This is a genomic window from Oceanobacillus sp. FSL W8-0428, assembly GCF_038004405.1.
In the GTDB taxonomy this organism is placed as follows: domain Bacteria; phylum Bacillota; class Bacilli; order Bacillales; family Amphibacillaceae; genus Oceanobacillus; species Oceanobacillus sojae.
On record NZ_JBBORB010000001.1, the window covers coordinates 1,493,899 to 1,509,141 of the forward strand.

The 15,243-nt window shown below is 39.2% G+C and carries 13 protein-coding genes, 1 rRNA gene and 1 other annotated feature; all 14 genes read left to right on the top strand.

Annotated elements, in window-relative coordinates; all coding sequences use genetic code 11:
• The first annotated feature begins 82 nt into the window (after positions 1 to 82).
• The 14 genes from rrf to MKY30_RS06730 all read left to right on the top strand — a co-directional run bounded on the left by rrf (position 83) and on the right by MKY30_RS06730 (position 14,851).
• A 5S ribosomal RNA gene (rrf, locus tag MKY30_RS06665) occupies positions 83 to 198 on the top strand.
• Between the two features lie 321 nt (positions 199 to 519).
• Entirely contained in the window at positions 520 to 1,206 is a 687-nt protein-coding gene (locus MKY30_RS06670; protein WP_246145191.1) for an MgtC/SapB family protein, read from the top strand.
• A 182-nt stretch (positions 1,207 to 1,388) separates the two neighbouring features.
• On the top strand, positions 1,389 to 1,856 hold the full coding sequence (locus MKY30_RS06675) for a CtsR family transcriptional regulator (RefSeq protein ID WP_147211559.1): 468 nt from the start codon (positions 1,389 to 1,391) through the stop codon (positions 1,854 to 1,856).
• A gap of 24 nt (positions 1,857 to 1,880) precedes the next feature.
• A complete protein-coding gene (locus MKY30_RS06680) occupies positions 1,881 to 2,432 on the top strand; it encodes a UvrB/UvrC motif-containing protein (RefSeq protein ID WP_147211558.1) in 552 nt (183 codons plus the stop codon).
• Positions 2,429 to 3,493, top strand: coding sequence for a protein arginine kinase (locus MKY30_RS06685; RefSeq protein WP_147211557.1), 1,065 nt, complete (start codon positions 2,429 to 2,431; stop codon positions 3,491 to 3,493). Before MKY30_RS06680 ends, MKY30_RS06685 begins: the two co-directional genes overlap by 4 nt.
• A gap of 13 nt (positions 3,494 to 3,506) precedes the next feature.
• The gene (clpC, locus tag MKY30_RS06690; protein WP_147211556.1) at positions 3,507 to 5,936 is read left to right on the top strand and encodes an ATP-dependent protease ATP-binding subunit ClpC; all 2,430 of its coding nucleotides are present in this window, start codon (positions 3,507 to 3,509) and stop codon (positions 5,934 to 5,936) included.
• A 228-nt stretch (positions 5,937 to 6,164) separates the two neighbouring features.
• Complete coding sequence (radA, locus tag MKY30_RS06695; protein WP_147211555.1) at positions 6,165 to 7,538, top strand: DNA repair protein RadA; 1,374 nt, start codon at positions 6,165 to 6,167, stop codon at positions 7,536 to 7,538.
• A 161-nt stretch (positions 7,539 to 7,699) separates the two neighbouring features.
• A complete protein-coding gene (locus tag MKY30_RS06700; RefSeq protein ID WP_147211554.1) occupies positions 7,700 to 8,797 on the top strand; it encodes a PIN/TRAM domain-containing protein in 1,098 nt (365 codons plus the stop codon).
• Positions 8,798 to 9,001: 204 nt separating this feature from the next.
• Entirely contained in the window at positions 9,002 to 10,471 is a 1,470-nt protein-coding gene (gene gltX, locus MKY30_RS06705) for a glutamate--tRNA ligase (protein WP_147211553.1), read from the top strand.
• 330 nt (positions 10,472 to 10,801) lie between these two features.
• Positions 10,802 to 11,019, top strand: a binding site (T-box leader).
• Between the two features lie 126 nt (positions 11,020 to 11,145).
• Positions 11,146 to 11,802 carry a serine O-acetyltransferase gene (gene cysE / locus MKY30_RS06710; RefSeq protein ID WP_147211567.1) on the top strand — a complete coding sequence of 219 codons (657 nt, stop codon included), beginning with the start codon at positions 11,146 to 11,148 and terminating at the stop codon, positions 11,800 to 11,802.
• Positions 11,783 to 13,189, top strand: coding sequence for a cysteine--tRNA ligase (gene cysS, locus MKY30_RS06715; RefSeq protein ID WP_341083187.1), 1,407 nt, complete (start codon positions 11,783 to 11,785; stop codon positions 13,187 to 13,189). Before cysE ends, cysS begins: the two co-directional genes overlap by 20 nt.
• Positions 13,189 to 13,590 carry a Mini-ribonuclease 3 gene (locus tag MKY30_RS06720; protein ID WP_341083188.1) on the top strand — a complete coding sequence of 134 codons (402 nt, stop codon included), beginning with the start codon at positions 13,189 to 13,191 and terminating at the stop codon, positions 13,588 to 13,590. Before cysS ends, MKY30_RS06720 begins: the two co-directional genes overlap by 1 nt.
• A gap of 25 nt (positions 13,591 to 13,615) precedes the next feature.
• Complete coding sequence (gene rlmB / locus MKY30_RS06725; RefSeq protein WP_147211566.1) at positions 13,616 to 14,344, top strand: 23S rRNA (guanosine(2251)-2'-O)-methyltransferase RlmB; 729 nt, start codon at positions 13,616 to 13,618, stop codon at positions 14,342 to 14,344.
• Entirely contained in the window at positions 14,345 to 14,851 is a 507-nt protein-coding gene (locus MKY30_RS06730) for an NYN domain-containing protein (protein WP_147211550.1), read from the top strand. It begins immediately after the preceding gene.
• The last annotated feature ends 392 nt before the right edge of the window (positions 14,852 to 15,243 follow it).

Consider the following 15,243-nt stretch of genomic DNA (forward strand, 5'->3'; position numbering starts at 1 on the left):
TGTTGCATTTTTATTCTGAAGTGCATATAATATAACTTGTCCTTGTTTTTAAGGAAACATCTTCAAGTTACATATTGTATTGTCTGGTGGCGATAGCGAAGAGGTCACACCTGTTCCCATGCCGAACACAGAAGTTAAGTTCTTCAGCGCCAATGGTAGTTGGGGGCTTCCCCCTGCGAGAGTAGGACGTTGCCAGGCACATTAAAAAAAGAGTTAAGCTTATGCTTAACTCTTTTTTTGTATTCTTAAACCTTCTATATTAAATTTGGAATCATAAAATAATTAAATAAGCTTATTAAAAATAGTAATCCAGAATAGATAATAAAATTTTCTTATTAGCAAATTAAAAGGATTAGAATATAATGGAAGTTAGACATGATAAAATTTAAAAATGATATTTTTGAGAGAGGAGATGGAGACAAGCTATTCTTTTCTATCTATTCGAATATGCATAAAAGATGAAACGATCACGTAAAGATATAATTGCATTTTAAATTCTATACAAAGGAGTAAGTAAAATTGGAACAATTCATTGGTGGTGATTTTCTTGTTATTGTATCACGTTTATTTATTGCTTTGATATTATCTGGTTTAATTGGTTTTGAACGAGAAATTAATAATCATTCAGCTGGGTTCCGTACGCATATACTAGTAGGAGTAGGATCCTGTTTAATGATGATTTTATCAATTTTTGGTTTTATCGCTTTCATGGAACAATATGATAATATTCGATTCGATCCTGCCCGTATCCCTTCTTATGTAATTAGCGGTATCGGCTTTCTGGGAGCAGGTACAATTATTGTTTACGGAGGAACTATCAAAGGGTTAACAACAGCTGCTTCTATATGGGCTGTAGCAGGTATTGGATTAGTTGTCGGAGCCGGTATGTACAGCGTTGCTATTGTAACAACGCTTATTATTCTTGTCAGTTTAATTTTTTTAAATCAAATAGAGCATTTCTTCCCCCGATTTAAATCAAGCAATTTTATTGAGATTATTGCATCAGAGGAATTTGAAATACATGAAGCAGTAAAGTCAATTGAAAAGAATCATTTTAATATTAAACAAATGGAGATAAAATTGTTGGAAGGTAATCAACGCAGAATTCATATGTGGACAAATATGAAGGGGAATAAAAATTTAATTTATTTATTTGATGATATATCCAAGCTTCCAGGAGTGGTAAATATAACAAAACGAAGTTAAAATTTAAATATTTTCATAGAGTTTCTATAATTATGTTTTGATTTCTTGTCTGTTTGTCAAAAATAGAAATACCATCCATTTGCAACTTAAAGAATTTATATTATAATAAAGTCATAGTCAAAGTTAGTCAAAGTCAAAGGAACTGATTTATCGAATAAATTATTTGATTTGAGGTGCGAAGGATGAGTAACATTTCAGATATCATTGAACAATATTTGAAAAAAGTATTACAGGCAGAGGAGCAGCAAGCTATCGAAATTAAAAGAAGTGAAATTGCAGATCAATTTCAATGTGTACCTTCTCAAATAAATTATGTGATTAATACACGATTTACTGTGGAGAAGGGGTATATTGTGGAAAGTAAGCGTGGGGGTGGCGGTTATATTCGGATTATGCGTATACGTCATCAGAATCAATCAGAGTTAATCGATGAAATTATATTTTTAATCGGTGATTCGATCCCCCAACGTGCTGCCTTAGATATTTTAGATCGGCTTTTAGAGGAGGAGCTGATTACAGCACGTGAAGCAAAGTTAATGTTAGCAAGTATTGATAGAACAACATTGGCTTTTCAATTACCATTACGTGATGAATTGCGTGCACGTATACTCAAATCTGCATTAACTGCTCTTAAGTATTTGAACGATTAATTACCTGAAGGGGAGGAGCGTCGTATGGAATGCCAGGAATGCCATGAAAGAAAGGCTACATTACATTTTAAACATATAATAAATGGCCAGGAGACAAAAATCAGTCTTTGTGAAGTATGTGCCAAGAAGAAAGGGTATTTAAGCTATCCAGAAGAAGGATATTCTTTAAATGACCTTTTATCAGGGCTGTTCCAAAAGGATGGATTAAATTTGAGCTCTGCAGGAACAACAAAATCCAATCAGTCCCAAGAACTGAAATGCCCCTCTTGCGGCAGAACGTTTAGTGAATTTAAAAAGGCCGGGAAATTTGGCTGTGCAAATTGTTATGCTTCCTTTGGATCCAAGGTAGAACCAATTTTACGGCGTGTACATGCTGGAAATACAAAGCATACTGGCAGGATACCAAAGCGTGCAGGAAAGTATATACAGCAAAAACAATTAATTTCTTCTCATAAAGAAGAGTTAAAACAGCTGATTGAAGAAGAAGAGTTTGAAAAGGCAGCTGTTCTTCGTGATAAAATCAGAGAACTGGAGAAAGAAAATCACCAAAATAAGGAAGCGGGTGATAACACGTGACATTAGAATCATTTATAAACGAAGCGATTAGCCCATGGATGCTGGAGGATGGTCCAGATAAAGATATAGTGATGAGCAGCCGCGTTCGTTTAGCCCGCAACTTTGCTGATCAATTGTACCCGACATCCGGTAATCAAGAAGCATTAGAAGAAGTACTGCAGTTTATTAAGAAAAATTATACTCAGCAGGAAGATACGGAGCAGAATTCCATTTCATTTATACCAATGAATAATTTAAATATGATTGAAAAACTTGTTTTGGTGGAAAAACACTTAATAAGTCCACATTTAATTAAGCATAGTGATCATGCGGCTGTGTTATTATCCGAAAATGAGCAGACTTCGATTATGGTAAATGAAGAGGACCATTTGCGTATCCAGGTGTATTATCCAGGTCTACAGCTGAAAAAAGCATTGGAGGAAGCATACTACTTAGATGATTGGCTGGAAGAAAAGGCCGACTATGCATTCGACGAGACAAAAGGTTACCTCACCAGTTGTCCTACAAATATTGGAACTGGGATGCGAGCTTCTATTATGATGCATTTACCTGCTCTCGTGCTGACAAAGCAAATTAATCGGCTGATTCCCGCAATCAACCAGCTAGGTCTTGTTGTCAGAGGGATATATGGTGAGGGCAGTGAGGCAAGAGGAAATATATTTCAAATATCAAATCAGATTACGCTGGGCAAATCGGAAGAGGACATTATAGAAGATTTGGAGAGCATTGTTAATCAGCTCGTGGAGCATGAGCGCATGGCTCGTGTATATATTTACGAACAATCAGAGATTAGCCTGGAGGATCGCGTCTTCCGTTCATATGGAACATTAAAAAATAGCAGGATAATTGATTCAAAGGAAGCTGCGATTTGTATTTCAAATTTGCGTTTAGGTATAGATTTAGGCATAATAGAAAACATTTCCGAGAATATACTGAATGAGCTGATGGTTTTAACACAACCTGGATTCCTGCAACATTATGCTAATAAAGCATTACGCTCTGATGAACGTGATATTCGAAGGGCTTCCATCATTCGTGAAAGATTAAATTTGAAAAAGTAGGAGGAAATAACATATGATGTTTGGTCGCTTTACAGAGAGAGCACAAAAGGTATTAGCATTATCTCAAGATGAGGCTGTACGATTAGGCCATAATAATATTGGAACAGAGCATATTCTTCTTGGTTTGGTACGTGAAGGGGAAGGCATAGCTGCGAAAGCATTGCAATCTCTCGGCTTGGAAGTATCTAAAATTCAAGAAGAAGTTGAAAAGCTGATTGGTGTTGGCAAGCAGCCTTCTCAATCCATTCATTATACTCCCAGAGCGAAGAAGGTCGTTGAATTATCTCAGGATGAAGCAAGGAAGCTGGGCCACTCTTATGTTGGAACAGAGCATATTCTCTTAGGTTTAATCCGTGAAGGAGAAGGAGTTGCTGCCCGTGTTTTAAATAACCTTGGTGTAAGCTTAAATAAAGCCCGGCAGCAGGTGCTTCAGCTCTTAGGGAGTAATGAGTCCCAGGCAGGGCGCCAAGGGCGCACAGGGCAGCAGACAAACGCAAGCACCCCTACTTTAGATTCTTTAGCCCGCGATTTGACAGTCAGCGCGAAAGAAGGAAAGATAGACCCTGTTATTGGACGCTCCAAGGAAATTGAACGTGTTATTCAAGTACTGAGCCGCCGAACTAAAAACAACCCTGTGCTTATTGGTGAGCCCGGTGTCGGCAAGACTGCTGTTGCAGAAGGACTAGCACAGCAAATTATTGATAATGAGGTTCCGGAAACACTGCGCGATAAACGTGTGATGACATTAGATATGGGTACTGTTGTTGCAGGAACAAAATATCGTGGTGAGTTTGAGGACCGCTTGAAAAAAGTAATGGAAGAGATTCGTCAATCAGGGAACGTTATTTTATTCATTGATGAGCTCCATACCCTTATTGGTGCCGGTGGAGCAGAGGGTGCAATTGATGCATCTAATATTCTTAAGCCATCACTTGCCCGCGGAGAATTACAATGTATTGGAGCAACGACATTAGATGAGTACCGGAAATACATTGAAAAGGATGCTGCGTTAGAGCGCCGGTTCCAGCCAATTCAGGTGGATGAACCGACACTTGATGAAACAATTCAAATTTTAAAAGGCTTAAGAGACCGCTATGAAGCGCATCATCGTGTAACAATTACAGATGAGGCAATTGAAGCAGCAGCAACCTTATCTGATCGATATATTACGGACCGTTTCCTGCCGGATAAGGCAATTGATTTAATTGATGAAGCTGGTTCAAAAGTACGCTTGAACTCATATACTGTTCCGCCAAACTTAAAAGAGCTGGAACAGAAATTAGAAGAGGTAAGAAAAGAAAAAGATGCTGCAGTACAAAGTCAGGAATTTGAAAAGGCAGCATCACTAAGAGATTCTGAACAGCGTTATCGGGAAAACCTTGAGAAAACAAAGGATGAGTGGAAGGAAAAGCAGGGGCAGACCGATTCTGAAGTAACCATGGAGGATATTGCTGCAGTTGTATCAATTTGGACAGGAGTTCCTGTTTCTAAACTGACGAAGGATGAGAGTGAGCGTCTGCTGAACATGGAAGAAATTCTTCATGATCGTGTTATTGGTCAATCCGAAGCAGTAAATGCTGTAGCAAAAGCAATTCGCCGTGCCCGCGCCGGGTTAAAAGATCCAAAACGTCCAATTGGCTCTTTCATATTCCTTGGGCCAACTGGTATCGGTAAAACAGAGCTTGCCCGTGCGCTTGCAGAAGTAATGTTTGCCGATGAAGATGCTATGATCCGCATTGATATGTCTGAGTACATGGAAAGGCATGCGACTTCCCGTTTAGTTGGGTCTCCTCCAGGCTATGTAGGTTATGAAGAGGGAGGACAATTAACAGAAAGAGTCCGCCGTAAACCATATTCTGTTGTTCTGCTGGATGAAGTGGAAAAAGCACATCCAGAAGTCTTTAACATTCTCTTGCAGGTACTTGAGGATGGCAGGTTGACCGATTCAAAAGGAAGAGTTGTTGATTTCCGTAATACTGTTATCATCATGACTTCTAATGTTGGAGCAAGCGAATTGAAGCGTAATAAATACGTCGGTTTCACATTAGATAATGAAGAAAGACAGCATCAGGATATGAAATCAAAGGTTCTGGACGAATTGAAAAAGGCATTCCGCCCAGAATTCCTAAATCGTATTGATGAGACCATCGTGTTCCATTCCTTGGAGAAAAAACACATGAAGGATATTGCATCATTAATGCTGAAACAGCTACAAAAACGCTTAGAAGAGCAAGACTTAACACTTTCTCTTACAGATAAAGCGATTGAAAAAATTGCTAATGAAGGCTTTGATCCAGAGTATGGTGCCCGTCCACTGAGACGCTCTATTCAAAGTAATATTGAGAATTTATTGTCAGAAGAGCTTTTAAAAGGTAACATTCAAAAAGAGCAAAAGGTAAAAATAGGCTTAAACAGCAAAGGAGAATTTATTATCCTTTCTTAAAAAGAACTTCCTAATAAAGTATCAAAAGCTAGAAGAACATGGGTTCTTCTAGCTTTTCTCCATTATATTGAAAAAACTTGTGGCATAAATATGGAAGATAGTTTTTTAATTTGATGCTTTCCTGTAACCTATGAAAACCAGAAATAGTCTATAATAAGAAATATGGGTGGTTTCATGTATAGTGACTTGCATTAGACATGGAACATTGATTGAAGGAGGTTTCAAACGTTGGCAAAAAGGAAAACAAAATTTGTCTGTCAAGAATGTGGTTATGAATCGGCTAAGTGGATGGGAAAATGTCCAGCTTGCCATCAATGGAATACAATGGTAGAAGAAATTGAAGCTGCTGCTGTAAAAGGCAGAACAGGATATATGTCTGGTATAACCTCCTCACAAAAGCCTGAAAAAATCACCTCTATTGAATCGAAGAAGGAACCTCGTGTGACAACGAAAATGAGGGAATTTAATCGTGTGCTGGGCGGAGGCGTTGTTTTAGGATCACTGGTTTTAATTGGCGGAGATCCGGGTATTGGAAAATCAACCCTCTTATTACAAATATCTGCACAGCTGGCGGAGAAAGATTTACCGGTTCTTTATGTTTCAGGTGAAGAATCTACAAGACAAACAAAATTACGTGCAGATCGGTTAGATATAAAAACAGATAAACTGTATGTATTATCAGAAACAAATTTAATGGATATAAGCAGACAGATAGAAGAAATTAACCCCTCCTTTGTCGTTGTTGATTCTATTCAAACCGTTTTTAAAGAAGAGATAACAAGTGCGCCCGGCAGTGTTTCACAGGTTAGAGAATGTACAATGGAGCTTATGAAAATTGCGAAGACCAAAGGTATTCCTATTTTTATTGTCGGTCATGTAACCAAAGAAGGCTCCATTGCAGGTCCCCGTTTATTAGAACATATGGTGGATGCTGTATTGTACTTTGAAGGAGAACGGCATCACACTTATCGTATTTTAAGAGGTGTGAAGAACCGTTTTGGAAGTACAAATGAAATGGGGATTTTTGAGATGAAGGAGGAAGGATTACGTGAAGTAATGAACCCTTCTGAAATCTTCCTGGAAGAAAGATCTCAAGGTGCTGCCGGATCGACTGTTGTTGCTTCGATGGAAGGAACGCGGCCGGTTTTAGTAGAAATACAGGCATTGATTTCACCGACAAGCTTTGGTAATCCGCGCAGGACGGCCACAGGGGTAGATCATAATCGGGTACCGCTTTTGATGGCTGTATTGGAAAAACGCGTCGGGCTTATGCTGCAAAATCAAGACGCTTATATTAAAGTAGCAGGTGGTGTAAAGCTGGACGAGCCGGCTATTGATTTAGCACTTGCGGTCAGTATTGCATCAAGCTTCCGGGATCAGCCGACAAAGCCAAATGATATTTTTATAGGAGAGGTTGGCCTTACAGGGGAAATTCGTCGTGTATCCCGTATTGAACAACGGGTACAGGAGTCTGCAAAATTAGGGTTTAAGCGGGTAATTTGTCCGAAAAATAATTTAGACGGCTGGAATTATCCAGCAGGTATCGAAGTAATTGGTGTTTCCAATGTGCAGGAAGCTTTAGAAATTGGATTACATCAGTAGAGTTTTAAGAAAATGTTCAAAAAGTGCTGTGGCTGCTCATCCCATCGAAATTTGCGGGTCCGTTTTTTGAACATAAACTTTTCGAAGAATTCCAATCAGGTTAGCATATATTACGCATCATTTGGTAATACTACTAATACTAGTCAGGAGGTGTAAAGGAATTGATGAAAAAAGTAGTACACTTATTTTTTATTATATTGGGCGGTACCATGGGGTATCTCTATCTTCCGGCAATCGTTCAGTTATTAAACGTTTCTGAATCAAGCTGGTTAACTTCATCTATTTTGGGAATGATTGTTGGAGCTATTATATTTTTTATCTTGTCTTATTTACTAGTAAACTATATTGTGAATTTCTTTCGTTGGGTGGAAGATGCACTGGTCAAATTACCAGCCATGGATTTGTTTTTTGGCAGTATTGGATTAATTGTCGGTTTAGTTATAGCTTACTTTGTTAATATGCCTTTGCAAGATATGAGCATTCGTATTTTTTCGCAGGTTTTGCCGCTTTTCATTATGATTATACTTGGTTACTTAGGTTTCCAGGTTGGTTTTCGCCGGCGTGAGGAATTTATGAATATACTCAAACCTGCGAAAAAGGACAAGCGCCGCAGCAATGATGAAGAGGATGCGGATTCAAATGTGCAGTATCCAAGCCCTAAAATTTTAGATACAAGCGTGATTATCGATGGGCGGATTGCAGATATTTGTCAGACAAACTTTTTAGAGGGAACAATCGTTATTCCTCAGTTTGTACTCGGTGAATTACAGCATATCGCAGATTCATCCGATGCGTTGAAACGGAATCGGGGCAGACGCGGATTAGATATCTTGAACAGAATTCAGAAAGAGCTCGCTGTAAAAGTTGAAATCTATGAAGGCGATTTTGAAGATATTCCAGAAGTGGACAGCAAGCTGATTAAGCTGGCAAAAGTCATTGACGGGATTGTCGTGACAAATGATTTTAATTTAAATAAAGTATGTGACTTTCAGGGAGTGTCTGTTTTAAATATTAATGATCTTGCCAATGCAGTGAAGCCGGTTGTACTTCCGGGGGAAGAGCTGCATGTTCAAGTAATTAAAGACGGGAAAGAGCACAATCAGGGTGTTGCTTATTTAGATGATGGAACGATGATTGTTGTAGAAGAAGGCAGAGATTATATCGGCAAAAATATTGAGGTTGTTATTACGAGTGTTTTACAAACCTCTGCTGGCCGGATGATTTTTGCAAAACCAAAATTACTTGAAAAAGCTTTATAAAAAGGGTATAACTGATAAAGGATAAAAAAAGTGATAACATGGATATGTTATCACTTTTCGTATAGAACTTGTTAATAGGATAAAGATAGGGGAGCCCCTCTTCTGACAGGTGTTCAAAAAAGATTTCTATTAGATTTTTTGAACAGTTTCTCCTGAAAAACAGGCAGCGAAGCGATTTTATAAACAATGAAGGAGGCATTTTAAATGAGTAAGGAAGTTCGTGTACGTTATGCACCCAGTCCTACAGGGCATTTGCACATTGGTAATGCTCGTACGGCTTTATTTAATTATTTATATGCAAAACATTTTGATGGGAAATTTATTATTCGCACAGAAGATACAGATGATAAAAGAAATGTAGAAGGCGGCGAAGAGAGTCAGTTAAAATATTTAAAATGGCTCGGTCTGGAATGGGATGAAGGAGCAGATATCGGCGGGGATTACGGTCCTTACCGTCAAACAGAACGCTTAGATATTTATCAAAAGTACGTAGATGAACTGCTTGAGCGAGATTTAGCCTATAAATGCTACATGACAGAAGAAGAGCTGGAAGCAGAACGAGAAGAGCAGCGTACTAATGGACAAGTCCCTAAATACGCTGGAAAACATAGTAACTTAACAGAGGAAGAAATTCGGAGCTTTGAAGAGGAAGGCAGGAAACCGAGTATCCGTATTCGTGTTCCTAAAAATAAAACATATACCTTCCAGGATATCGTTCGTGGAGAAATCACATTTGAATCGAGTGATTTTGGCGACTGGGTCATTGTAAAGAAAAATGGTATTCCAACTTATAATTTTGCCGTAGCTATTGATGATCATTTTATGGAAATTACCGATGTATTGCGTGGAGAAGAGCATATCTCTAATACACCCAAGCAAATGATGGTCTATGATGCATTTGGATGGACAGCACCGCGTTACGGGCATATGACATTAATTCTTAATGAAGAACGTAAAAAGCTGAGTAAACGTGATGAGCATATCCTGCAGTTTATTGAGCAATACCGTAATCTGGGCTACCTTCCAGAAGCGATGTTTAACTTCATCAGCTTACTTGGATGGTCTCCGGTTGGCGAAGAAGAGATGTTTAGCCAGGATGAACTGATTGAAATATTCGATCCGCAACGGTTATCTACTTCTGCTGCTATTTTTGACCAGCATAAATTGAAATGGATGAACAATGAATATATTAAGAAATCAGATTTAAGCCGTGTAATTGACTTAGCATTGCCGCATTTAATTGAAGCAGGTAAGCTTCCTGAAGATATGGACGGGAAGACACGCGAATGGGCAGAAAATGTAATTAGCTTATATCGTGAACAATTACGCTATGGAGCAGAAATTGTAGAGTTGACAGAGCTGTTTTTCCAAGAGGATATTTCATATGGTGAAGCAGAGCGGGAAATCCTGAGTGAAGAACAGGTTCCAGAAGTATTACAGGTATTCACAGATAAATTAATCCATTTAGAGTCGTTTGATAAAGATTCAATTAAAGCGCAATTTAAAGCAACCCAAAAAGAAACAGGACATCGCGGTAAGAAACTTTTCATGCCTATCCGTGTGGCGACAACGGGACAAATGCACGGTCCGGAGCTGCCTTTTGCTATTGAATTATTAGGAAGAGATATTATCGTGAAGCGTTTGGATAAATTATTAAAGGAAATGGGAGCTTAAGAGTTCACATTTGTCCGATTATATAATATATTATCCTTATAAAGGATGTTCAAAAAGTCTCCAAATGATAAGCGGCGAATCTCTGCGTTGCCGTGACTTTTCCGATGGGACTGGGACTGCGATTACTCGCCCCACCAAGAGCGTTACTCACGTATTTGAAAGCATAGAGGAACTTCTGTTAAGATCGTCCACGTCCTGTGGACAACACAGAAGTCACCACATCCTGTGGAAGTCCGTTCGGAAAAGCCATAGCGCTTTGATCTTCTTGCTTCTAATTTGGCTACTTTTTGAACTTGTACTTATAAGAAATGCCTATAAAAACGAAATATCCATAAAGCGTGGATGGGGTAAAGTAAAAATGAATTTCTTACTCAGAGAGAATCACATTTGCTGCGAGTGATTTTAAGATTTCTTTTTGAAGTGCGCCTCAGAGTCTATCGTAGAAAATAAAGTACACGATAGCGGTTCTCTGCCGTTAACAAGAGCAAAGTGGAGAGAGGTTTTTCTTTCTCTGAACAGAGTGGGACCGCGCAAAAAGCGTCTCTGTGTTTTTTAGAACACAGAGACGCTTTTCTTATAGATATAGAAGAGAAAAACCAAGGGCACTTATGCTGTGCGAAATCTTTCCAACTTATTTTAAATAAAAGGGGCTGTATATTGTGGTCTTTCGAAGAATGAAGGAGGATATGGAGGTTGTATTTGAACAAGATCCGGCCGCTCGAACATATTTTGAAGTTATGTTAACTTATTCTGGCGTACATGCAATATGGGCTCATCGCATAGCTCATTGGCTGTATAATAAGAACTTGAAATTTCTGGCTCGTTTTATTTCGCAATTCTCCCGTTTTATAACCGGTATTGAAATACATCCAGGGGCAAGAATAGGAAGACGATTGTTTATTGATCATGGAATGGGCGTTGTCATTGGAGAGACGTGTGAAATAGGGGATAATGTCACAATCTTTCAGGGAGTAACGCTTGGCGGAACAGGTAAAGAACAAGGTAAACGGCACCCCACGATTGAAGACAATGCGATGATATCGACAGGTGCCAAAGTACTTGGGGCAATTACTATTGGAGAGAACTCAAAAGTAGGAGGAGGCTCTGTCGTATTAAAAGATGTTCCTGCTAATTCTACAGTTGTCGGTGTTCCCGGCCAAGTGGTAGTCCAAGATGGAATAAGACTGAACAGGGATCTGGATCATCAGAACATTCCAGATCCGGTTTCGGAAAAATGCAGTGATTTACAAGACCAGATTACAGAACTAAAAGCGGAAATCGAGCTTTTAAAGAAAGGAAGAATAAACAATCATGACGATCCAAATATATAACACGTTAACAAGGCAGAAAGAGGATTTCAAACCAATTGAACCAGGAAAAGTGTCTATGTACGTTTGCGGGCCCACCGTATACAACTATATCCATATTGGAAATGCACGTCCTGCCATTGTATTTGATACAGTACGGAGATATTTTGAATATAGGGGCTTTGATGTTCGTTATGTTCTTAATTTCACAGATGTAGACGATAAAATTATTAAAGCAGCCAAGGAAGCGGGGGAAGAGGTAGGTACGCTTGCTGATCGGTTTATTGATGCTTATTTAGAAGATGTGAAATCACTGGGTGTGAAAAAGGCAACCCAAAATCCGCGTGTTATGGATTCGATGGAAGAAATTATAGTCTTTATCAAAGAATTAGTTGACAAAGGCTATGCTTATGAAGCGGGCGGAGATGTGTATTTCAAGCCGCGCTCCTTTGAAGGATATGGAAAGCTTTCTCATCAATCTATTGATGAATTGCGTTCTGGCGCCCGCATTCAAGTCGGCGAGAAAAAAGAAGATCCTTTAGACTTTGCTTTATGGAAAAAAGCAAAAGAAGGAGAAATTGCATGGGATTCTCCTTGGGGAGAAGGGCGCCCGGGCTGGCATATTGAATGCTCAGCGATGGCGAAGAAATATTTAGGTGAAACAATTGATATTCATGCAGGAGGGCAGGACTTAACCTTCCCGCATCATGAGAATGAAATTGCACAATCCGAAGCACATAATGATAAAACCTTTGCAAACTACTGGATGCATAACGGCTATATTAATATTGACAATGAAAAAATGTCGAAATCACTCGGTAATTTTGTGCTTGCACGTGATTTAATTGAAAAGCACGATCCGAAAGTATTACGTTTCTTTATGCTTTCCGTACATTATCGCAACCCGATTAATTTCACAGAAGAATTATTAGAAAGTGCTAAAACAAGCTTGGAAAGAATTGAAACAGCTTATCACAATTTAGGACATCGTCGTAAAGCAAGCATGGATCTAAGAGAGGATAATAAAGAATGGCTGGCCCGTATTGAGGACCGTAAAAAACGGTTTGAAGCAGAGATGGATGATGACTTTAATACAGCGAATGCAATTTCCATTCTATTTGATTTATCTAAAGAGGCGAATGTTTATGTACAGGAGGAGCAAACAGCAACAGAGGTGATTGATGCCTTCCGTGAAACGATTGACTCCATGCTTCAGGTATTAGGAATTGACATCAAAAATGAAGAGGAAGAGCTTTTGGATGAAATTATCGAAGCGTTGATTGCGGAACGGAACGAGGCGCGTAAAAATCGTAATTTTGCCCGTGCAGATGAAATACGTGATCAATTGAAGAACGAAAAAATCATCTTAGAGGATACGCCGCAGGGTGTAAGATGGAAAAGAGGTAAATAATGAAAGACAGTGATGTCAGACAGATGAAAAGCCTCGCTCTGGCGTATATTGGTGATGCAATTTATGAAGTATATGTACGTGAGCTATTATTAGAGCGGGGAACCATTAAACCGAATCAATTACATCAGGAAGCTATTCAATATGTATCTGGCAAGTCACAGGCAAAGGTTATTCTCCATTGGCTGGAGGATAACCTTTTAACAGAAGAAGAAAGCAAAGTAGTAGTCCGGGGAAGAAATGCCAAATCGGGCAGTACGCCTAAAAATATCAATGTACAGACTTATCGGTACAGTACAGCGTTTGAAGCGTTGATTGGCTATCACTATTTATTAAAAAATGAGCAAAGGCTGCAGGAATTAATGACAAAAGCAGTGGATTTCTTAGAAGAAGGGAGTGCTTGAAGTGACACAGGAAAAGGAGTGGATTATGGGTAAAAATCCCGTAATCGAAGCATTAAAATCTGGCCGTTCTGTAAATAAAGTTTGGATATCTGAACAATTGCAGGGGACGGCTGCACACAAAATACAACAGCTTGCTCGTGAAGCTGGAGCGGTTGTTCAGAAGGTGCCAAGATCGAAGCTGGATAAGCTGCAGGAAGGAAATCATCAGGGGGTAGTAGCCTCGGTAGCCTCTTATCCTTATGCATCCATTGAAGATCTCTTCGGCAGGGCAGAGGAAAGAGGAGAAGCGCCTTTCTTTATTTTGCTGGATGAATTAGAGGATCCGCATAACTTAGGATCTATTTTACGTACTGCTGATGCAACTGGAGCTCATGGAGTTATTATCCCTAAGCATCGTTCAGTCGGTCTGACAGCTACAGTGGCGAAAACAGCAGCTGGAGCGTTGGAATATATTCCTGTTGCCAGAGTGACGAATATTGCTAATACTATTGATGAACTTAAAGAAAGAAATATATGGATTGTCGGGACAGAAGCAGATGCTGATGAAGATTATCGGCAGCTTGACGGAACCCTGCCAATTGGACTTGTTATCGGAAACGAAGGAAAAGGAATGAGCCGGCTTGTCCGGAAAAAATGTGACTGGACGGTCAGCTTGCCGATGGTCGGACAAGTTTCCTCGTTAAACGCATCAGTTGCATGCAGTTTACTTCTTTATGAAGTATTACGAAAGCGAAAGCCCCTAGGGAGTTCCTAAATGGTTGTATTAATTGTAGATGGCTATAATATCATCGGAGCATGGCCAGAGCTTGAGTATCTGAAAGAAAAAGATATTGGTCAGGCAAGAGATCGGCTTATTGAGCTTCTGGCAGAGTACCAGGCGTTTACCGGCGACCGTGTGATTATAGTCTTTGATGCATACTATGTACGGGGATTGGAATCGAAGCAAGAACAATTTAAAGTTGAAGTTATTTATACCAAAGAAAAAGAAACAGCAGATGAATGTATTGAGAAGCTTGTCAGGAAAGTAAAAAATGTTGAGACTCAAGTGTATGTTGCAACATCAGATTATGCCGAGCAACGGACAATTTTTGGACAAGGGGCTCTGCGCAAATCAGCCAGAGAGCTCCAGATTGAGATGGACGATATGAATCAGGAGATCCGTATTAACCTTGAGGTACATCAGAAGGAAAAGCCAGCTGCTAAAATCCCGATAGACCATGATTTGCTAAAAAGGTTTGAAGAGATGCGGCGGGGGAAATAGAAGGATATGGAATGAACAGAAAGCAGGGAGTGCTTCTCAGAATGCTTAAGAGAAGTCATTCCTGCAAAAAAAGGTGTTACAGATAGAATGAATGGCCGGCACAGAACGCTCAAAATGAGAAGCTTTTTTCCATCTGGTATTTTTTTAATAAGCTCGACAGCTATTTGATGGTTTTCAATTAAAGTCAAATAGAAGAACCTGATATCGTTATGACGAAAAATATTTTTTAAAATAAATAATTATAGCTCCAGATGGCTTTAGACAAAGCGATAAGCACGTTTTGCTTCATTTTATATTTAGGTAAAAAGGCTTGTTTCTTTTCACGGAAACGACAAATTACGACTACTTCTGTCATAAAAGGGTCGTTGACGATATTTCTGATCGTCTAGTAT